Origin of the sequence: Variovorax terrae, assembly GCF_022809125.1 — a bacterium.
Lineage (GTDB): Bacteria > Pseudomonadota > Gammaproteobacteria > Burkholderiales > Burkholderiaceae_C > Variovorax_A > Variovorax_A terrae.
This window is the reverse complement of record NZ_JALGBI010000001.1, coordinates 3,227,515-3,252,397: the sequence shown is the minus strand read 5'-3', so window position 1 is coordinate 3,252,397 and position 24,883 is coordinate 3,227,515. Positions and strand designations below refer to the sequence as shown.

16 protein-coding genes are annotated in these 24,883 nt (G+C 59.4%); 3 read left to right on the top strand and 13 right to left on the bottom strand.

The window, feature by feature from the left end; genetic code table 11:
• Window positions 1–209: 209 nt before the first annotated feature.
• From MMF98_RS15225 to MMF98_RS15180, 10 genes are all read right to left on the bottom strand, one after another.
• Window positions 210–1,964: a hypothetical protein gene (locus tag MMF98_RS15225; protein ID WP_243307231.1), complete on the bottom strand. Its 1,755-nt coding sequence runs from the start codon at window positions 1,962–1,964 to the stop codon at window positions 210–212.
• The gene (locus MMF98_RS15220) at window positions 1,961–3,919 is read right to left on the bottom strand and encodes a hypothetical protein (protein ID WP_243307230.1); all 1,959 of its coding nucleotides are present in this window, start codon (window positions 3,917–3,919) and stop codon (window positions 1,961–1,963) included. Before MMF98_RS15220 ends, MMF98_RS15225 begins: the two co-directional genes overlap by 4 nt.
• A gap of 415 nt (window positions 3,920–4,334) precedes the next feature.
• The gene (locus MMF98_RS15215; RefSeq protein ID WP_243307229.1) at window positions 4,335–6,521 is read right to left on the bottom strand and encodes a KAP family P-loop NTPase fold protein; all 2,187 of its coding nucleotides are present in this window, start codon (window positions 6,519–6,521) and stop codon (window positions 4,335–4,337) included.
• A gap of 555 nt (window positions 6,522–7,076) precedes the next feature.
• Window positions 7,077–7,928, bottom strand: coding sequence for a hypothetical protein (locus MMF98_RS15210; protein WP_243307228.1), 852 nt, complete (start codon window positions 7,926–7,928; stop codon window positions 7,077–7,079).
• Entirely contained in the window at window positions 7,915–9,429 is a 1,515-nt protein-coding gene (locus tag MMF98_RS23735; protein WP_243307227.1) for an AAA family ATPase, read from the bottom strand. Before MMF98_RS23735 ends, MMF98_RS15210 begins: the two co-directional genes overlap by 14 nt.
• 87 nt (window positions 9,430–9,516) lie before the next feature.
• Window positions 9,517–12,189, bottom strand: coding sequence for a TrlF family AAA-like ATPase (locus MMF98_RS15200; RefSeq protein ID WP_243307226.1), 2,673 nt, complete (start codon window positions 12,187–12,189; stop codon window positions 9,517–9,519).
• A gap of 262 nt (window positions 12,190–12,451) precedes the next feature.
• On the bottom strand, window positions 12,452–14,059 hold the full coding sequence (locus MMF98_RS15195) for a restriction endonuclease (protein WP_243307225.1): 1,608 nt from the start codon (window positions 14,057–14,059) through the stop codon (window positions 12,452–12,454).
• A gap of 60 nt (window positions 14,060–14,119) precedes the next feature.
• Window positions 14,120–15,313, bottom strand: a complete 1,194-nt coding sequence (locus MMF98_RS15190) for a hypothetical protein (RefSeq protein ID WP_243307224.1) — start codon at window positions 15,311–15,313, stop codon at window positions 14,120–14,122.
• Between the two features lie 741 nt (window positions 15,314–16,054).
• Window positions 16,055–17,755 (bottom strand): M48 family metalloprotease, encoded by a 1,701-nt coding sequence (locus tag MMF98_RS15185; protein ID WP_243307223.1) that lies wholly within the window; start codon window positions 17,753–17,755, stop codon window positions 16,055–16,057.
• On the bottom strand, window positions 17,756–18,217 hold the full coding sequence (locus MMF98_RS15180) for a hypothetical protein (RefSeq protein ID WP_243307222.1): 462 nt from the start codon (window positions 18,215–18,217) through the stop codon (window positions 17,756–17,758).
• Between the two features lie 224 nt (window positions 18,218–18,441).
• On the opposite strand from MMF98_RS15180, the gene MMF98_RS23655 reads away from it, so the two are divergent.
• Together MMF98_RS23655 and MMF98_RS15175 are read left to right on the top strand one after the other, a co-directional pair.
• Window positions 18,442–18,564, top strand: coding sequence for a hypothetical protein (locus MMF98_RS23655; protein ID WP_279343574.1), 123 nt, complete (start codon window positions 18,442–18,444; stop codon window positions 18,562–18,564).
• 487 nt (window positions 18,565–19,051) lie between these two features.
• Window positions 19,052–19,792, top strand: coding sequence for a MobA/MobL family protein (locus MMF98_RS15175; protein ID WP_243307221.1), 741 nt, complete (start codon window positions 19,052–19,054; stop codon window positions 19,790–19,792).
• 289 nt (window positions 19,793–20,081) lie between these two features.
• Here MMF98_RS15175 and MMF98_RS15170 read toward each other — a convergent pair whose 3' ends face one another.
• The 3 genes from MMF98_RS15170 to MMF98_RS15160 form a co-directional block, all read right to left on the bottom strand.
• Window positions 20,082–21,509 carry a YfjI family protein gene (locus MMF98_RS15170; protein ID WP_243307220.1) on the bottom strand — a complete coding sequence of 476 codons (1,428 nt, stop codon included), beginning with the start codon at window positions 21,507–21,509 and terminating at the stop codon, window positions 20,082–20,084.
• Window positions 21,506–21,841 (bottom strand): hypothetical protein, encoded by a 336-nt coding sequence (locus MMF98_RS15165; protein WP_243307219.1) that lies wholly within the window; start codon window positions 21,839–21,841, stop codon window positions 21,506–21,508. Before MMF98_RS15165 ends, MMF98_RS15170 begins: the two co-directional genes overlap by 4 nt.
• Before the next feature lie 1,649 nt (window positions 21,842–23,490).
• Window positions 23,491–23,799, bottom strand: coding sequence for a site-specific integrase (locus MMF98_RS15160; RefSeq protein ID WP_243307218.1), 309 nt, complete (start codon window positions 23,797–23,799; stop codon window positions 23,491–23,493).
• A gap of 814 nt (window positions 23,800–24,613) precedes the next feature.
• Here MMF98_RS15160 and MMF98_RS15155 point away from each other — a divergent pair.
• Window positions 24,614–24,880 carry a flagellar biosynthetic protein FliQ gene (locus tag MMF98_RS15155; RefSeq protein ID WP_243307217.1) on the top strand — a complete coding sequence of 89 codons (267 nt, stop codon included), beginning with the start codon at window positions 24,614–24,616 and terminating at the stop codon, window positions 24,878–24,880.
• Window positions 24,881–24,883 lie beyond the last annotated feature (3 nt).

Genomic DNA, 24,883 nt, shown 5'->3' with positions numbered 1-24,883 from the left:
ATATCGGCGACACACGGACGCGGCTACTGGCCTCAAGCGTGGAGGCCGCAGATGACGTGGTCGACGTCCTTCCTGAAGCCGCCCGTCTTCTCGGCTCTTCGGGCGGGGAGCTGATATACGCGCGAGCGACCTCATGCCGAAGATCTCGTGTGGTTCGGGCGCTGCAGATGAGATCAAGCAGAGCCCAGCGTATGTCAATGCACGGGATCTCAGAGAAGCGGCGAAGCAGGCCCTGTGGCCTCTTCTTTGCCGTGCGGCGGCTTGCTGTCTAGGTAGTACCACATCGATGCGGGTACAGGTGTTCGGAAGTGCCGGCACGCGATGAAGTCCAACGGCCATAGTCCCATTGCCAAGGCCGGCGAGTTCTCTTCCCATCGCAGACGACCGGTTGCGTTGAACTGCGCGATGCGGTCGCGCAAAGCTTGCGCTGATGCTGGCAATGTGTAGGGAGCCTCGGTGCTGCCGCTGTCCTGGTGCGCTGGCCCAAAGTACCACTTCGCAGTCCAGTCCGCCGTTGGATGCCATAACTGGCTGCCCAGGTCGGGATATTCCTTGGCATAGCTCTCGGCTAGATTCTGGTAGACGTCGTCCTGGCCCTGCATCACGCACCAGGACCCCATGGTGGCCAGTAGCCACGAGTGGCGGCGCATAAGACCTTTGAACTCGTCGGAGCCATGCACCTCAAGCTCGATCAGATCGTCGAGGGAGTCGGAACCCACCGGGAACATACGGTCGAGCCTGAACACGAAATTCAGGCGCCCCGTGATCTCGGCAGTCCACCAGCGCGCCAAGTCGTGTTGTCCCGTTTGGATGAACAGTACCAGAGCCAGGCAGATGTCGATCACTTGTGCATCCAGTCGCGGAGAGGCTACCGCTTCGTGATTGCGCAGCATCGCAGCAAGTGCCGTCGCGAATTCGCTGGAGCGTGCCCGCCACGCGTCATCCTGGCCCGGCTCTACCAAGGCAGCCGACAGTCCGATCGAAGCGAGGAGGCCAACCTGTTCGAGCAGCAGCACCGAATATTCAGCGCCTTCTCGCGTGTACCCCGACAGGCCGTCCTTTACGCGGATGTGCGCAGCCACGGCGTCGTAGTAGCGGCTGGCCGCTTGCAGGTAGGAGCGCCAGATATCCCGGATCACATCACGGACGTCCTGCCGCTCTTGTAGCGATTGCAGGACGACACGGTGAAAGCACCACAGCAGCGTGCGCTCCATCACCCAGAGCGCCTGGCGGCGCTCGCTCTCGCCGTCGGCCCAGTGCGAGCACACCAATGCAGCCAGGTGTACCCGGCGCAGCGCTTTGAGTAGTGCCGGGACGGTTTGCTGGACTCCTTCCTCACCCAGCCGACCGTCGGGCGTGACGCCCAACTGGCGTAACATGAGTCGGCAAAGGTGCTCAAACCGGTAGTCACTGTCGGCGCCCATCACCAGCGCCTTGCGCAGGTCGGCACGATCCTGACCGTCAAAGAGGTGCTCGTTCAGCAGGTGCGCCTCGACCAAGTCGGATACCTTGTCCGCACCCCAGAACTCGAAGCGGAGCTGGGGGTGACGTGCTGCAAAGCCAGCCCAGTTAGGCTGCACTTCCTGGCCAAGGTCACCTGTGGTCGCCACCACGATCACCTTACGGTGGTCCTTGTACTCGGGCGGCACGTGGCTGGCGAGCCAGACATCGATGATCTCGTCCATGCTCTCCCGCACGGCGTTAGGATCCCCGGTCCAAGTGCGTCGGCCGATGTCGCCTTGCTTGATGACGAACAGCAGAAGCTCGTCGACGCCATCCGCCGGAGATCGGCCTGCCGCCGGGAAGTCGACGCCGAACTGGCGCACGCCGGCCTTGGGTTTGACCAATGGCACGTAGCCCATCTGCGTTAACAACTCGGGCAGCAGCCGGTCGAACTCGTCGCGCTCGCGCAGCGTGCGCAGGTAGTGCGAGAGCGCCAGGCGCATTGGATTACTGGCATTCATGTGAGATCCCGCTTGGTCGTGCGCAGTTGCAGTCTCCGGTAGGCATTGCCAACGGGATCAAGCACCTCGCGCCGGGGCATCTCGAACGACACTGAGTGAGATGCAAAGTGCATGGGCTCGGTCCACGATTCGCCATGGTGCTGAAAGCTGGTCTCGCCGGCCTTGATATGCACCTGCGTGACGAGTCGCGCAAAGACTGATTGCTTCTGCGCCTCACGAATCGAACTCTGCATCGCCTTGGCACGAGCTTTAGCGAGATCGCGGCGCAGGGCCATCGGCACTTGGAGTTCGCGCAGGCGCGGTAGCGCCTCCAGCGCCGACATGTCAGCCTCCAACTGCGCTGCGATGCTGCCCAGCAGTTCTCTCACGTCAGCGTCCATCTCCTGTGCGGCCCGTTTATTTAGTGCGTCGCGAGTGGTTCCTGGGTAGTCATAGCCGATTTCTTCATGCAGCATCCACCGCAGAAAGGGTAATACGCGCCCCTTCGCGTTGCGCAAATCCAGCAAGGACAGAGCTAGCGAGAGCATTTGCTTGGGCTCAAGCAGGAAGCCAAGCATCCGCTTGACCAAGTACAACAGATCGGCCTCCGTGGCAGAGTCGAGCACTCCTCGATCAAACCCGATCGCCATGTCGCCATCAGTGCGCATGTCCGCGATCATGCCCGCCGCAGCACTCGCAGTAGCTTGGCCATCAGCAAGCATCCAGCGGGTGAACACGCGGGACAGCAGCGGGGGATGGGACCGCAGCGCCTGCGTGCAGGCGTCGAAACGTTCCGCGAACTCGCGCTTGCCTGCCGTCGAGCCAAGGTGGGCACGGACCCAGGCTTCGAGGAACTTGAGCGCTGGTTCGACGTGCGCCGACTCGGGGCGCAATAGCTGAGAGAGACTGTAGTCCAGCCCGTCTAATGCCCGGTTGAACCCATCGTCTAGTCCGACACACAGCGGGAGCCACTCGAAGTAGATGCCCGCCTGCAGCAGATCCCCGTCGTTGTGTGACAAGGCCTGCGCAACGCTCCCGACCGCGTCTTGGTCGCCTGCGGCGAGGCGTGCACGCAAGGCCGCATCGAAGGTACGTCGCAGGTGGAGGATGGAGCTGGCGGCGCGTATTCCGGCCCGGCGCGGCACGACATCCTCGCCAGTGATCCGGAGCAGGATCGGTGCTTCCAAATCGGGCGCCAGCTCGGGCACAAGGCTAGGCTCTGCAAGCATGCGGCCGGCAATCCAGCAGGTGACCTCGTGAAGCTCGGTCAGTTCGGAGCGCTTGTCTACTTCCAGGAGACGTGAGACGGAGGCCTGCTGGTCCGACGCGAACCACGCCATCCAGGCCGCGCCCAGCAGGTCGCCTCGAGTCTTGAGCGGCTGTGTTAGCAACATCTCAACCATGTCACGTGCGGCCACTGGCCTACGAACAAACCAACGCGACAAAGCGTGATAAAAAGCTCCGCCGGCGAGGTCGTTTGCTGTGTGCGGCCGCTCGGCATCGCAAAGCGCAATCACGTCAGACAGCTCGACCGTCTCCAGATAGGGCAGGGAGGCCTGAACGAGGTGCAGGGCGGCGAAGACATCGGTCGGGCGAGTGATGCGAGTCGTCGCCAGGCGCAGGACGCTGGCCCATGGGTAGACGGCCGCCAGGAACCTTCCGCTAGCCATGTCGGCGCTGCCAATTTCGCGGCGCCACAGGTCATAGGCCGCATCCCACACCGCCTGCTCGTCGAAGGGAGGATCGCCCAACTCTGCCAGAACATCCGCCGCCGCCGCCGTGTTCCTATCTTCGAGGCGCGCGAAACGCAACTTGCCGGCATCGACCGACGCGCCGGGAACGATGGGATCGACCTGCGCTCCAGCGGGGATCTCTATCTCGAGCCTTCCGCGATCAGCGGCGTGCAATTGGCGGGCAAGGCGGCCGGCGGCCACGGGACGTTCCGTTGGGATCATTAGGTTGGATTGCGAGGTCATGGCGACGAGAATCGTAGCGCGCCGCGCGCTGCACTTCAAAGCTGATGCGTCACCCTGCCGGGATTGATTGTCCTTGAGCCGAATTGGCTATGGAATGGGATCGTCAGTGCTGTTGTCTCTACTTGTGGCGAGTTGCGGTGACTCCTGCTGATGACAAGATTGGTTTCGGCTCTTCGATAAGAAGGCGATGGGCATTTGCCCGCCCAGGTATTGACGTTAGGGATGTGCTTCGAACGGCCGCAGGCTTGAATTTCCGGTCATTTGAGGCTGTCGGTTCGGCGGACCACCACGACCGCACTTTCTCTCATGGGCATAGCCGCTCCAGACTGGTCGTCGACGTTCAGTGGAAAACTCAGACGGCGACTTTGCGCCCGAAGCGGCCACGTTTGAAGCCAGCGCAATCCAGGGGCCAGCCTCAATGTCTGGCTTCGGTGCCGTCAATGCCATATAAGCGGCTGCCCTCAACAACAGAACGCCAAGCGGCACGCTCGGGATACTGGAGAAATTCATCTTGAAGCCGCGCTGTCGCATGAGACTTGAAGTCAACGAGAGGGCAATACACCTCATGCAGAGATGCGTCCCGCGGCAGGCTGTATGAGTTCCCCTTCGTCGAGTCCCAGCTTCCTCCAAGGTAGTACAGGGCAAACTGGTCCAAGGTGGGGTCCGATGCTTTGAGAACACTGAAGAGCGCCGGACACTCTTGGGGGGCTACCCTCGCCATCGTCCACAAGATGAATCCTGCGTGATTCATCTTCAACAGGTTCTCAAGTCTTGCCGCTTCCATGACGTTCTCAGAAAAGGTCCGAAGGATTTTTCCTTTGTCTTTCGCTAGAAGCCCAATGCCATCGGAGTATCGATCTCGGTCAGGGACATAGCTCCGGGTCACGACTTCTGCAGCGCACGAAAGCGCTACAGAGTCGATGGCTATCAATTTCGAGATTGCCGGAATACGCTCCTTGTCCGTCGCCCTGGCCAGAAGACTCACTGCACGCAACGCCATGTCTTCAATCCGAAGTCGAAGTACACGCCTATTGGACATGGCGCGCGATACGAACAACGGCTTCTCCACCAATCGAGCAATTGACACACATAGTTCATCGAGATCAGCGATCCCTTCTCCCCTCAGCGATTCACCGACCTCTCCAAGTAGATCGATAAATTCATTACAGTTCTCGCTTGTGAGACCGGCCGCCACGGACTCCCGCTGATTGGTGTCTTGAAGATACTGACGGGCAGCTTTGATGCTGACATCTCCATCCGTCACGCTAAGCTGCAGCGCGATGGCCAACTTTGCGGGATGAGAAATGTTGCCCTCGACATAAGTGCCCTTCCCGAGCGAGAAGCTGCCATCGGCATTGGCTACTCGGGGGAAGAGAAAATGCACAACCCTTTTTGCGGCGCTCGCTGCCCTTGAGCTTTCAAAGGCCATTTGTCTCTCTTCCGCCCCCTCTTTGATCACCTCTTCTGGCTTCTTCAAGATAGTGACGTCATCAGGCAACGGGCCCACGAAAAGACGAGGCTTCTTCCGGAGCAGGTCGAACACGGCCGGGGTTTTCACAGATAGAGCCGCCAGTCCAAGAATGTCGGCAAAGACGATCTCGTCTCGCAGCAACGGCTCCATCATTCGAACTGCGTTGAAAACACGGGCAACGTCCCGTGGCTGCTCCAGGAGATCACGCAAGCCCGAGTGGTACAGGGATCCCAGGCGATCGTCTTGATTGCGAAAGCGCTGGCGCAGTGCTTCCGGATCGAGTCCGTCTAAAGCGTCCTCGATCAGCTTTCTTCGCGCGACCAATGAAAGACTCGGAAGCGGCATCCTCACTTGAACGATCTTGTCCAGATAGCTCGCGGCCTGAGGAACGCCCAGCTTCTCAAGGGCGCCGCTAACATACACCGAATCCCATGCCACAACATAGCCTAGACGAGGCAATCCGCCCACAGCCTTGATGATTCGAACCATCTCGAACACTTCCAGCGGGAACAGCCGGTCTATGTCATCAATGAAGACGATGATCGGGCGACCGAAATTCCGAAGCGCTTCCTCCACCCTCAGCTTGTAAGCCTCGATATCTGGGGTTTTGTACTCGGAGACAGCACCAGTTGCCTCGCCAGCAGCCTCGACGACAGACTTGATCATGGAAGCCCAAGGTTCCGCGCCCGGGATCAGTTTGACCAAGTCGAAAACTTTGGCGTAGGCCTTGATCTCCTTCGCGACCTTCTTGCCATCACGGCTGTGATCATTCAATTTGACGGCACTGGCGATTCTGGAGAGGAAATGGCGTAGCAACGCATCCTTGTCGCCGACAAGCCACGGATTGAAGTGGACGATCAGCGGTGAAGCTAATTCTTCGTCCTCTAGCAGCAGTGCCTCGATCATTGCCAGCGCGGATGTTTTTCCACTCCCCCATGCTCCTTCAATGGAGACAACCAGACCCGCAGACGAAGGCACCTTGCGCAAGGCCGCCGCGGCAATCTCTGCATATCCTTTGCGCGACAACTTGTCCCGCTGGAGGGCAGAGTCGACTTTCAGCGGAATGTCATAGTCGATATCTGAAGCGCGATGCGTGATTGCGTGCTCACTCTGTGAAGTCTTCTTACCCATCAATGCTCCTCGTCTGATAGTCGGGACATTGTTGCCGATTGATCTCAATGGCTCGAGTCCTCGATCATTGTGCAGAAAGGCTTTGCGCGAGTAGAGCCTTTAACAAATTGGCTGCGACCATGGCCGCCTCAGCAGGCAGGATTCGGACCGGCACCGAACCTATCACAAGCTTGAACGCCTCTTTCGGCCTGGACTCACTGAGGGCCGCAGTCGGGCAGGGAGAGCTTCAGGCAGCCTAAAGTGGTCATCTTCGGTTCTGAAATATGCGTCCGCTTCTGGCCCCGCAGTTGCTATTGAAGCCTCGTCCGCAATCGGCAGCAATCGCTGCGGAGCTGCCCTCGCCGATGCGAGGGCGGCTTCAGGCTGGTTGCGGTCGCTCAGGTTCGAACCGTCGAATGGCAGCGTTCGCCGAATGCCGTCACTCGAATGCAGTCTGCAGCACTTATGCGATCTGCTGGATGGGCGCGGTGGCAAGTAAGCGAACCTGTTGCGCGCAAAAAGGCATGGAGCACTCAGATCCAGCTGACTCGATGCCTTGTTGACGGACGGGGAAGCCTATACGGTCTCGAAGCCGCCGGAACAAAACCAATCAGAATCGGCCAACGCGTCAAACGTCGCCCGCTGCCAGGAATTCTCGTAGACTTCGGCGCAGCTCTCGGCCCGTTCGCGCAGGTGCTGCCTGATCCGCTCGGCAAAACCTGGTGTGGCGGCCATCTTCTTTAGGGCGTGCCTCATGTTGCTGATCTCAACCGCAGCATGCGTCGCATACAGCGTGCCGAGCCTGTAGATACGGAAATGGGTCTTTAGACGCTCGACCTGAACTGCATCCCAGTGATCGGGCGGGTTCACCGCGAACCTCACGGCGGCCGGCGTGCTTTCCACGACTTCGCCGAACAGCCATTGCTCGTCGTCGACCTTATCGAAGTAGGGATGGATGGTCTGCTCGCCTGCACTCGCAGGGACATGGATGAGCTTGTACTTGTTGCAGTCGCTGCAGGCCGGGACCAAATTAATGGCCGTTACGCCATAGACCGGAAAGATGGTGATTGGAAGATAGTGGTCAAGCTGGTGAACCGTTCCCTGACCGCATAGCGGGCATATGTCGTTGACGCAGGCCCTCTTGAGCTTCGCATATGTGCCGCGCGTCCTGCTGCTCTTCACGAACGTGCCGTTGTAGACTCGCTCCATTTCCTTGCGGGTGACGAAGCCCCCAACGGTTCTTGCTTCCCTGATGGCATGCAGTTCGCCGCCTTCCCCGTGTTCCCGGTATAGCTCTTCGGCGGCTTCAACGACGGCTTCGGCCTGCATCAGGCGTTCCTTCAGATCGGAATCTCTGATGCTGGCAGCACAGAGCCGCAGCACCTCCGCACCGGTCACGTCAGGCTTTGGCAGGCTACGCATCAGCATCCTCGTCACGTTCTGCGATGAGCCCCTGAACGATGGCCTTCGCTTCGTCGCCCAGCTCTCCGTCGAACTTGTTCAAGACCATTCGATAGGACGAGCCGTCAGCGACGGCATCTCGCAGGAGCTTATGAAACCCCGACTGCGTGACCTGCAGACCAAAGACATCGCGTGTCAGGACGCCGATGTTCTCCCCGAAAGTCTTCACAGTCGGACGTGCAACGATCGCGGCATGCCCGCTTCGTCGCAGCTTCCAGGCGCAGGATTGAGGCACCTCCTGAAGAACAACCGGCGAGTGCGTAGCCACAATGGCGACCCCGTTCCGTCGCACTAGCAGGTCGGACAGGCAGCGCACAAAGGAAGCGAGGAGCGGCGGATGAAGATGCCCTTCCGGTTCGTCGAGCAGTACTAGCGTTCGCTCATCGACCAGTTCGACGAGGCGAGTCACGGTCAGCAGAACGATGGCATGCCCCGAACTCAGCTTCTTGAAGAGGCGTCGCGCACGCGTCTTGAGACTCACGGCGCTCTTTTCGTCCAGCAGCGACGTGACATCTGCCTCTGCAAAGAGATCGTCTTCTTCAAGGCTCCGGACAGCCGTGCGCCAGCGTTCCGCTAGCACGCCCGACTGGCACCGTGTCAGGCTGTTTGCGAAATCACTCCCCAGATCGTCAAAGCTCTTCGCTGTTGAGCCGCGCTTGGATGACTCCGGATGCCTGAGACCGACCTGGTGGCAACGCATGGCGTCCGCCTCTGCGGGCTCCAGCTCAAACTCGTCGAAAGCGCTGAACGAGACGAGGACGAGGCCAGAGAAGGCAACGGCACCGCCTGTATCTTCGGCCTGCATTTCGATCGTGCCAGCGGAATGCCTGTCGTCGGTCTCGCGGCCAAGCAGGGCAAGGGCCAACAACCGCATGCACCGCGTTTTACCCACGCCGTTGCGGCCGATCAGAACATGCACGTTCGTCGGGGGTTGAGACTCCGGAATGACATCGAAGGTCATCGATACCGGGGGCTTTCGCCCCCGTGCCGGAAAGCTGTACGCGAACGAAAACCTTGTGAGCTTTGCATCGCCGCGGGACAGGCGATTCAGCCGTCCTGCGACGGTCGATTCGACAACGTCGCGAAGGAGCGACTCTCGCATCACCTCTTCAGCGCGGTAGGTCTCGAAAATGCCCAGGTCGGCAGCACAGTCGCGCAGGCCCTTTAGAACGCGCGCTCGAAGCGCGTCGCTAAGCTCGTTCAGCGACTCGTAGTAGCTCTCACTCTGGCCGAGCGAAAAGTAGCTTTCATCCAGAGCGTCGAACGTTTCATCCAACGCCGGTGCTCGATGACCTTTCGAGACTCTGCCTGAGGGCTGGAGGCCCTTTTGGCCGATCTTGACCGAGCCGATGTGATGAGCTTCTCCGGTTTCGTCGGCGACATGAAGCGAAAACTGCGTCCGATACTTGCCCCAATCGTCCCAGTTGTCGACGAACAGAAATGCCTGGTTCTTTGATCCGCCGGGCACACGGCCACGGCCATCAATTACGGTGAAGAAAATGGTTGCTCTCCTTCGTTCGCGAGCTACGCGCTCCGACCAACATCACTGCTACGGTCAGTAGCCGTACACCTCCTGCCGGCGCTTGAAGGCCTTCTGGCTGCCTTCAAGAATCGTGCAGACGATGTCTTTGGTATCGGTGGTGTCGATCGACCCACGGTCCCTGATCACGGATACCTCGCTGGCACCGCGCAGCGGGATGATCAGCTCGGCGTCTCCCAGGACGGCGATGTTGGGGTTGTGCGTGACGATAATGACCTGCCGGTGCTCCTTGATGCTGCGCAGCGAACGAACGACAGTCTTGTAGATGAACTCGCCATCGAGATTGTCTTCTGGTTGATCGATGATCAGCGGCACGCGGCTCTTCGAGAACAGCAGCACCGTCAAAAGGATGGCCTGCTGTTGGCCGAGCGAGAGCTTGGCGAAATCGCGGACGCGATAGCCTTTGGTGCCATCCGAATTCTCGACAACCTGCGTCACCTTGATCTCGGGCCTGTCTTCGAAAGCGATGCGTTCCAGCGCACACTTGGCCTGCCACTCCGAAAGCTTGGCGATGATGTCGGCGGCGTCGGCCTTGGAGAACACACGATTGCCGTCGGCATCGTTCAGCTGTTCGAGTGCCGACGCATCTTTCGCATTCACGGCAGCAAGGAGTTGAGCTGGTGAAAGTGTGGCGGCAATGAGCGCCGCCCGTGGAACCTGGGAGGTACGCCAGCTCATGGTGCTCTTGACCAGCTCTTCCATCTCGGGCGCCAGCAAGCCTTCGTAGAACTGAAACTTGACCCAATAGTCCACAACGGCAGCGGCAAGGTTGCCGTTCATCGTCGTCGCAAATGCGTGGCGGGCGTTGAAAATCTTCACGCGGAGACCAGCCCGTTCCTGAATCAGGCGCTTGCGCTCCTTGAATGCTTCCTGCTGTTTCGGCTGGCTCTTCTTCAGCTCGGTCAGCCGCGCCTGCAAATCGGCAGCGTCCTTCGTTACCTTGCGGATAAACGCCATGTCGAGCTTGATGTTCTGGTTTTCCAGTTCGCGCCGAATCTCCTCGATTTTGCCCTGCGTCTCCTTCTCGCGCGCGATCCAGACCTGAAGCTGCGCCGCGATCTTGTCGTTCGCGGCGATGAACTTCTGTTTGAGCTGACCGGATAGCATCTCGATCTCTGTCGCAAGACTATCTACGAGCCCCTTGACGACCTCAAACTCCGCCTTGCCGACCGCGAGGCCGTTGCCATCAACGTCGGCAGTCAACTTGCGCAGCTCGCCCCCCGTCAGGCTGCTGGTGATGGACGTGAGAAGCTCACCAAGGTTGCGCTTCAGACCATCACGAAAACGCCGCTCCTTGGCCAGCTTTTCCTCCAGCTCGACGACTTGGCTCGCGTTCTGCTTCTTCAGTACTGCGACCTGTGTGTCGGCGATTCCCTTGGCCTTCTCCGTTGGCCCGATCTGGTTGATGCTCTGCTGCAGCGTCTCGATATCTGTCTGATTTGCGAGAATCGCATCGCGCAAGGCTTCGTCCTGCTTGCGCAGTTCGCCAAAGTCGATGAAGCCGTCCAGGAACCGCAGCAGGATCGAGGGGTCGGTGTCGCAGTGCTGGATCGTGTCAGCCGTTTCGCCTTGCCCATAGCTTTCGATTGCAACAGCCGTCGGCCCTTCCGGATCGGCGTTCATTACATCGCAGAGCTTGCTGCGAGTCAGCGTGTGGCGTTCCCCCACTTCGTCTTCGTAGACAAGCGAGATGGCGTCCGGCCACACCTCCGAGTCGATGATCGTGCTTTCGGCGGCATTGCCCGAAGCCGCGCGGAGCGACTCCAGCAGCGTTGATTTTCCGGCACCGCGCCCGCCGATGATGCAGGTCAGGTTAGGACTGAAGTGGACGACTTGGTTTTTGAGGAATCCGCCTTCCAGCTTGATCCCTACGAACCTCGGGACCGACGCGGGGACAAGGTCCTCGAGGCGCACGCGCGCCGCGGCATCCTTCAGCGCGATCCGCAGCGACGCGAACGTCAAGGCCTCCATCTTGAGCCGGGTCAGCTTTCTGTTGCCGCTGGCGTTGCGGCCCAAGGCGTTGAGGGTGTGTGCGTCCGAGGACATCACCTTCGCAAGATCGACGCCGTTTTCAAGACCAAGCGTCGCACATCGGGTCACAATACAGTTGCGGCGATTGACATCAGTGTCGTCGTGAGCGAACCAAGCGCCGTTCGCGGCATTGGTGATCTCAAGGCCTAACAGGTTGGAGCAGTTGAAGACCTCCTGTTTGAACGCGTCAAATTTCGGGTGCGCCTTCTCCAGGCCACTGTCCAGCTCGATGTGTGCGCAGATGCCGAAGCCGTTGAACTCTTCGGCGAAGCGGAGGCATTGAGGGATGGTGTTGTGGCAGGCCTTCCGGTCATCCGAAATGGTCAGCTTGCCGAAAAAACGCTGCAGCTGGTCAGCCGTCTCGAAGTACACCAGCAGATGCCCCTGCGGCGTTGAAAGCTCCACACCAGGGACAACAAGCAGGCCTTTGCCGTCCGCATACTTCAGCGCCCGGCGGACGTTCGCGATGTTGTTGTGATCGGTGATCGCGATGAGGTCGAGCCGCTCAGTGATCGCCGTATCGACGATGCTCTCAGGGGTCATCGACGCGTCCGTCACGTCGTATGAGCCACCCTCGCCAAATGAGTGGATGTGCAGATCCGCACGCCGAAACAGCGCGCCGTTGGATTCGTTCTGAATTTCTTGTAGTAGGGACACGTTGTCCTCCCTGTCGTTAATGCCTCATAGTTCCTAGAGTAGCAAACGCGAAAGACGGCGCACTAGATCTGAGTCCGTGTCGGTCCGCGAGCGAGGTGTCGCTGGCAGCCAATCGCAGTTGAACTGAACGGACCGCGAACGTCGCGTTTGTGGCCCTCATCGATCATTCAATGCTCAAGGCCGAACGTCCGCTTGCGCTGCGAAGCCGTCATCAACCCCTGCTAGCCGCCCGATTGCTACGAGTCGATTCCTGCCCTCCATATCAAACAACAATCCGAGCCAAGACCCCTGCATGCTCTCTCAGCAGGTAAAGCAGCCCACCCCCATCAATCAACTCAATCGGCTTGTCCTTGGAGAAGCTATAAGCATCCGGTCCATACCCACTGGTACAGACCAGAATGCCTTTGTTCGCCCCTTCGTTGAGCATCGTCCCGTAGAGATCCCGCACCGCACTCACACCCACCGTATCACGGTAACGCTTGGCCTGGATCACCACCTTGCCACCAAGCACCGGCCGGGTATCGAACGCAACCGCGTCCACCCCACCATCCCGTGAACTGCGCGTGAGCTTGGTGTCCAGCCCCATCTGACCAAAAAGGTTGGAGACAAGCACCTCGAACTCGGCCGGCGTCAGATCGAGCAGATTGGGGCGGGCTTCGAGCCCTGCAAGCGCATCGCCCTGCTCGATGAAACGCTTGTCGACCATGTCGAACTCCACGATCGGCTTGACCGCCTGCAACTCATCAGGGCGATTGGAGACCTGCGCCCCCAGGTTGCGCAAGCAGGCGATCTTGTCCACCTTCTCCAGCCGCAACTCCAGGAACTCGGCCTTCGGGGCCCGTACGGACACGACCGCCACACGCACCTCACGACCGCTGGCTGGATCATGGGCATCCACCATCCCATTGAGCGTGACCAGCGCCAGCGAATCGACCTGATCGGCCTCAAACAGCTCATGCAAGGTACGCAGCGTGATAGACGCCACGACATCCTGGTAGAGCTGCTTGATCTCCGCCGGCTTTCTGGCCTTGGACTCGATCGAGTCCTTGGTCTTCACATACCGATACTCCAACTCCTGGGGCACGACCTGCACCTGCGGCAAGTCGTACTCCACGACCAGCTCGGCGGAGTCGGGGAGGTAGGCGACACGGAACTTCTGCGGAAACCCCTCGGTGGGATACTCCGAGCGGGCCAGGACCATCTCGTTGTAGGCCACGACGGCCCCCGGCTCCTTTGAACGGTAGGCCGTCTGGAACTCGTCGACCTCGGCATTGCGGCGCTGGATGTCCGCATCGAACAGCTGTTTGCGCTGATCGTAGTCCGCCTTCAGCTTGGCGAACTGCGCGCGTTTGGCTGTCTCGGCCTGGTTGAAGCGCGAGACGCAGGCTTGATGCTCCGTGGCGGCTTTCTCCACCGCGGCTTCATGTCTCTTGGCCGCGCCCGGAATCAGCTTGCCCAGACCGGAGGGGGGCGGAATGTGCGGAGGACGCGGCGCCTGCCCCGGGGCGAGCTCAGGAGGTGGCTGGAACGCCTCGAAGACCTCCGAGGGCCTCAAGGCAGCGAAGTCGATTCGGTCGTCCCGGGACAGGGTATGCGCCAGGATGCCCTGCAACTCCTCGATCCGCTCCTGCAGATCGGCATTCAAGTCATCCGTTTCTTCTTGCCGGCTTGCCAGGTACTCTGCCTTGGCTTGCTTTTCGGCGGCGCGTGTATCGCGTTGCAACTGAGCCAGCGTCATGCGCTGCTGCCGCTCGGCTTGCCGCATACGTGTTTGTTGCGTGCGGATCTCGCGTTGCCGCTCACGCTCTGCCGCGGCCATCGCGCGGGCCGTGGCACGTATGAATCCCTCAAAACCGCTTCGTCGTCCCACCTTTCCTCCTTTGTTTGCTGCGCGTGCACCCTTTTACGCGGAGAACACCGGTTCAGCCGGTCAACGTCGCCTGTACAGGTCTCCGGGAGATGAATCTCTGGGGACATCGGCCAGCTCAAACAAGCACTGCATATAGGGCTGAACATCAGCCCAGCCGGCACGGTCTTCGTACAACTGAACGAGGTTGCGAGTTGCTTCGACCGCATCCGGCCAGTGGCTGGCAATGCTCACCTGCGTCATGGCTTCACGGCTGTCCTGTGCGTCGTGCAGGGCACCGTCCTGGGCACCGTAGGTATGGAACTCCATGATCCGGCGCGGTTGTTCGTACACCGTGTTGGAGCAGATCCTGCCAGGAGGCTGCGCTTCGCGGGAGACATGAGCCGCGGCAAAGGAGTCCTGGACGGTGTGCAGCACGGAACCAAAGGCGATTTGGTGCAGGTAGCGCTCCAGGATGTCCTGGCGCCCCAGGATGTAGAGGTCGACCACCCGCCATTCCGTGCAGCCAAAGTGCTCCTGCACGCTCGCGATCGGGATGTCGCGCAGGAAGGTGCCGGGCTTGAACTCGCGGGAAGAGACCTTCCAGGCAAACTCCAGCCAATCCAGCACCTTGGCGCGGGTCGTGCCCGGCGGAACTCTCTCTTGGCTCGCCATGGCATGCAGGAACTGCAGGTCACCAAAGTGTGAACGGGTCATCACATTTCCGCGAATGGTTCCCTTGTCTTTGCTGCAACCGACGATGGATTGGGTCTGGGCTTTCTTCTCTGCGTCCTTGAACAGGCAGTACCAGCACAGAGGTTGTGTTGAGAAGCGAATGGTCTGGGCCACGTTGCACGACTTGCCCAGATAGGTGCAGTTGCCTTCCTCCGGGGATAGCCGGAAGGGAGGCAGATCGTTCCAGCGAACGCCATAGATCACATACGGCGTGGCAAACGGGCGATCCCGGTCGCTGCAGGTGGTGTCCTTGAACAAGCTGGACGGTTCGACCGGGCAGCCCATGCCCAACTGGGTGATTTCTTCGTGGACCCGGCCTTTGATCAGGATGCCAAGGCTTCCAGCGGTTCGAGCCAGGGAATCTTCGGTTTCGTTGGTCAGCTTGGACTCGAAGGCAGAGCCCATGGGGGCAATCTGGAACGCTGCAGCGGCGCTTGCCAGCAGTAGCGCGCCAACTGGCACGGCCAGCCACTGGATGTACCGGATACCGGGCAGGGCTTTGCCGTGCGTGTGGGCGTTCGTACTCAGACTTTGACTGGGCATCGCTCCTCCTCGCCTTGCTTTTGTTTTCTCTGTTGCAAGTCAACCGCTGGGGCTCTGTCTCGCGTCTCACTCCCTCCGGGCAAGACCGAGCATTTCAGGGATGGGAGAGCCGCCAGATCTGACGCCTCGTTGTGCCGTGCGCCGCTGGCGGAAGGGGGCCTCCGACCCTGTAAACATTCTGCAACAATTTGACGCTGGCGTGTTGGTCCATTCAGGGACTGTGCTGTGATGTATTCACAGATGGCCGACTGGGGAGGAAGCTGCGGCTTACGTTGCCGGGACGAGGAGCGGTTTTTTTATCCGGGTTCACCCTAGGGTTTGAGTTCTTTCGTATGTCTTCCGAGCTCGACTCTTGAACGGCCGTGCGGCGGTTTCTCCATCCCGTGAGAAACCTCACTGCAAAGCTGACACCGATTCCTTAGGATGAGACGGTCATCTTTCGGATGACTCAACGATACCGGGATCCGTGCCTTCATGCAGTACTCTGCCGCTCCTCGCCAGCCGACCAAGCCCGTGATGCCACAGGCCAAGCCGCCGCTCGTGCGTCGAAGTGCGAGTTGGCCTTTCTCCGTGGCGTGGGCGCGCCCCGAGGCGCTCGATGTCCGGGAGAATGCACACCGCGTGATCGCAAAAAGCGCGCGATTGTACGGGCTGGCGTAGCTGTCAACCAGCTGCCCTTTCCCTGTGTATTCGGGCGTTACCTCTATGCAGGCTTGTGCTGTTTGGCAGGATTGCGCCTCGTTATACCAGCCAGCCCTCATTCACTGCAACGACTGCCTTGGGCTGCCACGCGCCCAGCCAGCGCGGAAAAGACAGGATAGCTGTGAGTATCAGGAGGATCGTAAAGGCCTGCATGGCGCTGGGCACCCCCTCAACCGGTTGGACGCTCGAAGCCGGCATCCACGGAACATCCCAAGGCGGCAGCCCCCCAAACACGGCACCCACAGCAATGCCGATCAGGTTCGCTCCGGCTTGGAGCAAGGATGCCAGGCCGAGTGCGCACAACAGCAGGCTCACCAGCTGCCGAGCGGTCGAGCGGGGCGCATGCCTCAGCGCCCGCGGCGCAACCATCACGATGGCTGTCGCAAAAAAACAGTACATACCTGCCAGCAACAGACCCGTCAAGAATGACGTGTCCAACGCATTCGACATCGTCCACGGCTGCGATACATTCGCGAGGCGAGCCAGCTCCCCCCAAGCACTGATCTCCCCCAGAAAAGCCCCAATGAATACCACCAGCGTCGCTGAGAACAGGAAGGAGAGCCGGTACAGTAGGCCAGCCCCTAGGCGAGCCTGGGTCGCCGCCATGCGCAAGGTGTGCAGCGCAACGATGAACGCCATCACTACTTCGAACGAGATGCTGGCGGCCAGCGGCCACCCTCCGGCTTGAAGTAAGTCACCCAGCCTCGACAGCAACTCCGACAGGGTCAGAGCGGCCGAAGGCAGATCGCCCGAATTGCCGCTCGGTATCTCGCTTCCCAATCGGGCAACGATGAAACCCATACCCGCAAGAAAATAGACATCGAGCCGCCCCCAAGCCTGCTCCGATGACAATCGGTCGATGCGCCGCACCGATGCTGGGTGCATCGTGAGCAATGCCCGCCAGGGCGATAGCGACCGTATTGCCGACGGATTGCTGAACATCTCAACCAATGCCCCCCGAAACCCCGCTTGCGCCGCACGCTCATCGGCCCGGAATTCCCGCAATTGAAAGAAATACCGCTGCAGCAACCAGACACCGAGCACCGCGATCAGACCACTGAAGCCGGCGGAGAAGATATAACGGGCGTTCACCTCCAGCAGGCCGACAAGACCGCCGGCCTGGTCGTATGCGGGCAACACCGAGGGAACACGCAGCCAGAAGTAGCCCTGGCTTACCACGAGATTCACAACGGCCAACAGTGCGTAGGCGCACAGCAGGTACCAAGCGATCACCACATAGCCTACGTCGCCGCTGTCAAGATGCGCGCATTCATGTGCCAGGACCGCGCGGGCCCGTTCACGTTGCTTGCGAAACAGCACACGAAGTCCCGCGCCCAGGACGACCCAGCTCGTACGGCCTCCTGCAAAGCAAAAGGCGTTCATGTCGCTGAAGTTCGACGTGACCAAGAAGCTGCCTCGCCCTCGGGCGATGTGCCGGGCGAGGTAGGCGGCATCCTCTGCCAGCGCGGGATCCGCCTCCTCCAGCCGTTGTGCGCCAAGGCTGCGCAAGATGCTCCTACGTCGCCACACCACCAAGCCTACAGAAATCACGGCCAGCAGGATCAGCTGCAACACACCAGCCGTGCGCGCATTGGGCTCGAGCCCCAGCATCTCGGCCATTTGCCAACCCCCGAAGGTGAGCGACTGCGTGACGTCGAAGAGGAGGTAGACGATCACCAGTCCCAGTCCCAGCTTGGTTTCGTCTGGCAGCTTGAGCTGGTTCAGCCGTTCGGGAGACATTCAGTTTGCCTTGTCGATGGCCAGTTGGGCGATCACGGCATTGGCGATGATGTCGGCGGTACCGAGGGCCAGCCGGCGCTCCAGCACGGCGGTCCGGATCAACTCCCTGAGGCGGACGACTTCTTCGGCTTTCGGTGACGGTGCGGTCGCTGCAGGCTTCGTTGCCAGTCGCCGCTCGATCAGCTTCTTGACCGAATCCTTGCCGATGTCGATAACGGTCTCGAAGAGCTTGGGCGCTGCGAAGTTCATGCCGGCCAGCACGAGGGGAAACAAGGTCGTGGCCAGGGTCTGGGCCGTAGCCAAATCGAAGTCGAAAGCGCCCGGCATGCCCTGGATGCGTCCTGGGGAGCGCGTGGTGGATTCGGCGATTTCGGGGAGCAGTTCCAGCTCTGCTGGTTCAACTTGCTCCAGTACTCGAGCAGTTGCTGCCCAGGCAGCTAGGTAACCCTCGGTGATATCCATGGTGGCACTCCCTCTGGTTGATGGGCGGAGTTTCTGGGTGCGCTTCGCCGCTGTCAATTGGGAGCCGCACCGGGTCTGGAGTAGCTGAGGTACTGGGGAGAGATGCCCGCTCCCGATGATCAAGCTGTCAGCAGGACATCGGCTGAGGATCGTCATCTGCCAGTGTCCAATGAACCGAGGCAGGAGAGCCCGAACCGTACTTTTGACCCGCTACTATTCCACCCATGCTCAGCCGCGACCTCGTGATCCAAGCCCTCAAGGCCTACCGTGACCGCCTCAAGCAACGCGGAGAAGTAGCCAAGGCAGATGCCGTGGAGCGCTGCATCGCCATCGTGCGCAAGCTCTAGACCTCAGGCCTGTTGTTAGTTCGAGTCAATCTTGAAGGGCTGCCTGTAAAGCTTCTGTGCTGCAAATCCTTTGAAGGATAGATGTCCATCATTGCATGGATACAGGCGCTTTGCTCAACACTGTGCGTTTGCGCGTGTAGCTCCCATGTCTGATGGTCCTTCCCATCTTTGTGTGCTTGTTCCCCACATCGGCACATGCCCACGTTACGAAGAAACAACGACTGAAACCCAGCGAAGCTGTCGTAGTTGCTGATCTTCTCTTTGCACTGGAACGTCTGGAAGAGATAAGAAAAATCTTCTACAGATGTCCTGATGATGTGAGTTGAGTGGATCGTATATCAATGGTCGTTGAAGCGAAGACGAAGCAAATGGGGCGCATGAGGATGCGCACTTACCGTTTCTAGATGCTTCTCTGAAATCAACCGATCAAGAGCCACTCCTCAGGTCAGCCAGCGGTGATCACCGCTGGCCTTTTTTACTTGAAAGGATGACGACAATGGCAAGCTTTCATCACAGTGTCAAGAGTGGAAAAAGGGGCGCGGCGGCAGAACACGCCAGGTACATCACAAGACAAGGAAAACACAGCAGTCACGTGGATGAACTGGTTGACACCGGCCATGGAAATCTGCCCGAATGGGCATCTGATGATCCGTCGAAGTTCTGGCGAGCGGCCGACAAGTACGAGCGAAAGAACGGTACTGCATACCGTGAACACGAGATTGCACTGCCGAATGAACTCACACTTGAGCAGCAGCAGGAACTGGTACAGACGATCGTCGGGGAGTTCATAGGCAGGAAACCCTTCCAATTTGCAGTGCATTCAACCGCCTCTGCATTGGCGGGTGAGGCGAATACACACGTGCACCTCATGTTCAGCGATCGACTGGACGATGGAATCGATCGCGATCCTAAAAAAACATTCAAGCGCTTCAACGCGAAGCAACCTCATGGAGGAGGTCGTCGCAAAGACAGTGGAGGAAAGAATCGTCTCGAGCTTCGAGACAACTTGATGGCACTCAGAGAAAGGTGCGCAGAGATGCAGAATGGGGCACTCGCCAGAAGCGGCCACGCCGCACGAGTCGATCATCGAAGCTTGCAGGCGCAAGGCATAGAACGAAGTCCTGAGTGGCATCTTGGCCCCGCGCAGATTCGCAGCATGAGCGATGCAGAGAAAGAGCGCTACCTTTCGGCCCGGCAACCATCCGAATCTGCATCAGCGGATGCTTAACCGAGCGCGCTGGGCTGCGAAGGTCCGAAGCTCAGGAGACGTTCCTGCGATGTCGGCTCCCTCCGCCGGGGTGGTCGCTGCTATATCCCGCCTTGAGATGGGCAACGAGAGCGGGACCAGTTGGGGGTAAGTCGAATTCCGCGCGATTCTGCGATTAATCGCATGGAATCGCATTGTTTTTCAGCGCGGGTGTTGTCTGCTGGGCCGGGCGCTCCCGGGTCGACCCTGTCGCCGATTTGGTGTATCCATGAAAAAATCGGCCAGCCGAGAGGGCTGGCCGATGTTCCGGCTACATCACCGGCAGACTGTTGAAGAAGGCAGGCTCCAGGTTGAGGAACCGCTTCTTCGCCGGACCGAGGGTGGTCCAGATTTTCCGCTCGTACGCAAGTGCGTCGAGGGCGGTGTGCAAGCGCCCCTTGTCGCGCACGGGACCCGAGCGGAGGACCTCATTCCTCGGAACCCAGGTGACGCCTCGGAGCCAACACGTTCGATGCAAGTAGGTGATCAGAGTTTGACTATCGGCTTGAACCTGCGGCACCTCGTACTGCGGCGAGAATATTCTCTTGAACTCCTCGACATGAAAGCCGACGATGCTGAGCGCACGTTGCACCGTGTCGGTGCTGATTTTGCCTGACTGTTGCCCGAAGCAATGAAGCAGGGCTGCGACACGCCCCACGAGCTCGCCTGTTTTTGAGGCGAAGTCGTGGATGTCGCTCAGGTAGTGGTAGGGCCGAATATCGGCCTCCACTCGGTTCACGAACTCGATCCAGGTGGCTTTCGCATCGTCATCGAACTCGTAGACAAGGTTGTCGGAGGCCGAATCGACGTCGCGCTCGGAGGAAGCCAGCGTCTGCCGAAGCAGAGCGTGAAACGCTTCCAACTTCTCCCATGCGGGAGGCGCCGTGTTGTACAAGAAGCGAACGCCCTGCGTCGATTGCGGAGCAGACACGAGGAAACGAGCCCAGAAACCAGAGCCGCGTGCGATCCCGCCACGCTTGGACAGGTACGCCTGCAGCACAGCGTTCTGCACCATCAGCGATACCGTTACGCGAGTGTCGCGCGCGGTGAAGCTCACCCCGTTGGCTCGATCGAGAACGACAGGGCCACCGTCCCACATCTTGTTGAGAACACCGTTGGCTCGCAACAGCGGGCTGCGCAAAAGGATTTCTCCTTCGTCACCCATGATCGAGAAGGACTCGCCTTGGCCTTCGAGCGCGTCGAGGATTGCTCTCTCCGAAGCATCTTGCCGGATGAGGCGGCGCAAACGCGGTCTCACGGGTTCGGTTTCTCTGTGCGCTTCGAGTTTTCGCGTCGCATCGTCAGAGGGCGCCGCACCATCGCAGACCGCGCTCACGACGCGTCGCATCAACGCGCTCTGAACATTGTCCCAGAGTGCGCGTTGGTGCGCGTGTGCCGCGAGAGCTGTCTTGTGCTCGGTTTCCGCAGCCTCGTCGAGCTCGTACAGGGGCTTGCAGACCAGGTTGTCGACCGTAGTTTTTCGCTCACCCGACTCGGCGACGGCGAGGATAAACAGCGAAACCGGTTTGGGCTGGCTGCCCACAGGCAACTGCACCTTGATGCGGTGCTGCGCTGCCGACGACATGGCGGCGAGGAAGGACATCGCCACAAGAGGGACAGGTGCCTGGACGTTCAGGACAACTTGCTCGATGGCTTCCCGGACGGCTCGAGGAAAGGCGGTGGTCGGGTACGTGCTCATCGCGACGCCTCCTGAAGGTGCGACGTGAGCGGACGGGTCTCGGTCTCGGCTGCGCGGCGAGCGGGCGACTGGACCGCACTGAGGTCGATGCCGCGCCGTGCGGCCTCGTCGTCCAGCAGATTGTTGAGCTTGGTGGAGGTCAGCTTGACGCCGCCCTCCGCGAGCGTCTCGCGGATCGCCTTGCGGGTGACCTTACGCTGCAAAGCTCCGAAGATCGCGTCGAACCAGATCGCGAAGCGTTCCGAGAGGTCGTCTCGCGAGGAGGGATGGAGGGCCTTGATGCGCTCAACGATGTCGGCGTCATGCTTGGGCAATTGGGCGGCGATGCTCATCGGGAGCCCCCTTCCGTGCGGGTTGCTGCGCGTTCGTCCGGCCACGCTGCGAGTTCGCGAACGAGCCAGATACGCCGCCGCTGCGAGACCGCCAGCGGTTTCGGCAAGAAGGAGTCATACCAGCGGCTGCCGGGACGCAGTTTTTCGAAGATGATCGAGTGCCTGAGTTGAGTCAGGGCCTTGACTTCTGTAAGGGACAGCGCGCCCTCGCAAAAGCGAGTTTCAAATTTTGATGACACAAAAACCTCGTAAAAGTATGCTCAGGGCGCGAATTCATCGCAAGCGCTCACGATGAAGCTCGCCCCCTGAGGACGTTATAAAAGTACCTATGGCCTATTGACGCCGGCTGTAGGCGTTCGGGTGCTCACCCGGAAGGTTACTGATGCCGGCGCCCTTGATATCTAGGCGTGTCGATCAGCTTAATTTGATGCGAGCCAACTGCTTGTTTCGTGTTTGCAGCGGCTGCTTTTACAGATTTTGGATCGCAAAAATCGGCAAGCCGACTTTTGTGTTCGAGGAGAAAGGCTCGAGCAGGGGCGGGATAATAGCTGCTCGCCAACTCGCTGTCAACACCCTCGTGAGGATAGTGTTCACGGACAAATAGATAAAACAACACTCATGCCTGATGGCGCGTTGGGCCCGGTGCCGGTAGAGTGACGGACCAGAGAAGCAGAAGCGGTGAGCGGGCGGGTGAGTCGTTAGGCAGAGGATGGTTTTGATTCTCCGGCTGTTGCTGCTAGGTGTCTACGGCTCATGCTCGTCAGTGCTGATTACCTGTGGCGCGGCGACAGACACTAATAAGGAGTGCGCACCGAGTCAGAGATCACGACGACGGCGAAGAGGAGCGCGCCCCAGAAACTAGAGGCCTCCAAGAGTTCAAAGAACCGATCCGGCTGTAGGTTGAAAACCCCAGGAAATGCCGCAATCACGAAGGCGACCATCGAAACAAACAACGGTATGGCTTGATGACTGAGATGGCGACCGTGGGCTCACCGGCGAATCCCGAGCTTCGCAGGCAAAGTGGCTTGATCGAGCGTTCCCAGGAGCGAGAGTTCTTGAGCAATAACTAGGAACTCTGATTGCTTTCGGTTGCAGAGTATTTCGAGTAGCCTGATTCGTGCTGCCCCGATGTCCTTTCCATGGGCGGCTTCCAGAGCCTGTCGTTTGTGGTGCTGAGCGTATATGACGAAAGGGACAAGCATCACTGCGGTGAAAAAGTAGATGGCCCCGCGACTCATGTGCGTTTGCAACTCCCAGGCGATGGGAATCCAAAGTGCCGTTCCCCTCCCAAGGCCAGAAGCCACACCCAGGGGCGTGGCGAGAATTTGGTGCTTTCAAATGCCGTGTATTAGTCGTCTGCGATCTGCTGGTACTGGTTCAATGCGTTCTTCTTGGAGAGACAAGCGCTGTCCCGAATCTCGGGAACGAGGCCTGAGCGATGTTGAAATGTCCCTTCGGCCTTGTGATGCCGAAGGCTGGCGTTATTCCCGCTGCTGCAGCGGGACAGGCATGATGACATGCAACGGAGCAAGAAGTCCGCTTCGCGCTTTGAGTCGAAGTCGGGCTCGACTGGAAGGGGGCGCTAAATCTTCGCGTCGAATCGAAGCACTCAGCTTGGACGAACCGTCCGAGGACGCGTCGTACGCGTTTCACCACAAAATTCTACCCAAGCCTCCATCATCCCCCCGCCGCTTCTCCAGCGCATCACTGCGCCGGTAGGCCGTCTCCACAGCATTCGACAGCGTGTGTGCCAAGGCCGCCTCGGCCAGGTCCCGCGGGAAATTCGTCCGATCCCCTGCGCAGTCCCGGAACACATTGCGAAACCCATGCGGCACGGCTTGCGCCTCCAGCCGCCGCGTCACCGCCGTCAGACTCATATCCGACAGCGGCTGATTTTTCAGTCCGGGAAACACCAGATCCGTTTCTGCCACCCGGGGCAAGGCCTTGAGCAACTTCAAGGCGGCTTTGGACAATGGCACCCGGTGCTCCTTGCTCGCCTTCATCCGCTGCGCCGCAGCCTCCCCATGAACCCCGGTATCTCATCGAGCGGCAACGCTCGGTGATGCTCCACCGTCTGAACCCGAGACGGCGCTGGCAACACCTTGTCCAGATGTTCCTTCTAGCGCGCCGGATTCTCCCCAGAGCGAAAGCCCCGCATCGTTGCGTTGCCCAATCCAGCACATTTTCGATCCGGCTTCGCAGACGAGACGCCGTCTCGTTCTTGGACCCCCAGATCGGCTCCAGACAGGCCTACACATACGGCAATTCGATCGCCGCTTTCATCATTTTCTATAAAAAATCAATAACTTATGACGATTTTATCCAACATAAAACCCACAAAAAAACCGCTCCATTTGAGTCTTCTTCTTTATAGCTCCAGCCTCTCAGAGTGAAAGTTTTGCCAAAACCCATAGCAACATTTTTGTGATATTTATTACAAAAACTAAGTGAACTAATTACATTGACGATGAATATCGCACCGCTAAACTCGGCGCGAAGTCCATGTGATAAGAAATAAGTGGGCATTTACAAATAGACTGATCAAGCACTATTGCTTGGGGAAAATGATGAGGGAGCATCTACTCGTTGGGTTTTGTCGGGCGTGGAGCGGCCCGAATCTGACGGTTCTGGACACCTGCGAGCTTTGTGCTGGCATGCAGCTGTCCTCAACCGCGGCATCTCTTTGGCGCGCATTGCGCTTTCCTTAATTTATTCCACTATTTTGTGTGCCATTCGTCCGCTGTGAATGCGGGCATTTGGTGCCGTATCCGCATGTCTCCCGATCTCGCGCTCCGAATGATGTCTGATTTGTTCTGGACTGGATTTCTCGTCTCTTTGCCGGTATTGGCTTTGACGATGTTGGTCGGTTTGGCTGTCAGCATTCTTCAAGTTGTCACTCAGGTGCAGGAGATGTCGCTGACTTTTGTGCCCAAGCTCGTGACGGCGGCGATTGTTCTCGTGACGTTTGCGCCTTGGATGCTCAAGAAACTCAGTCAGTTCGCCACTCAGCTGTGGTCAGGCATACCTGGGATGTTCTGAGTG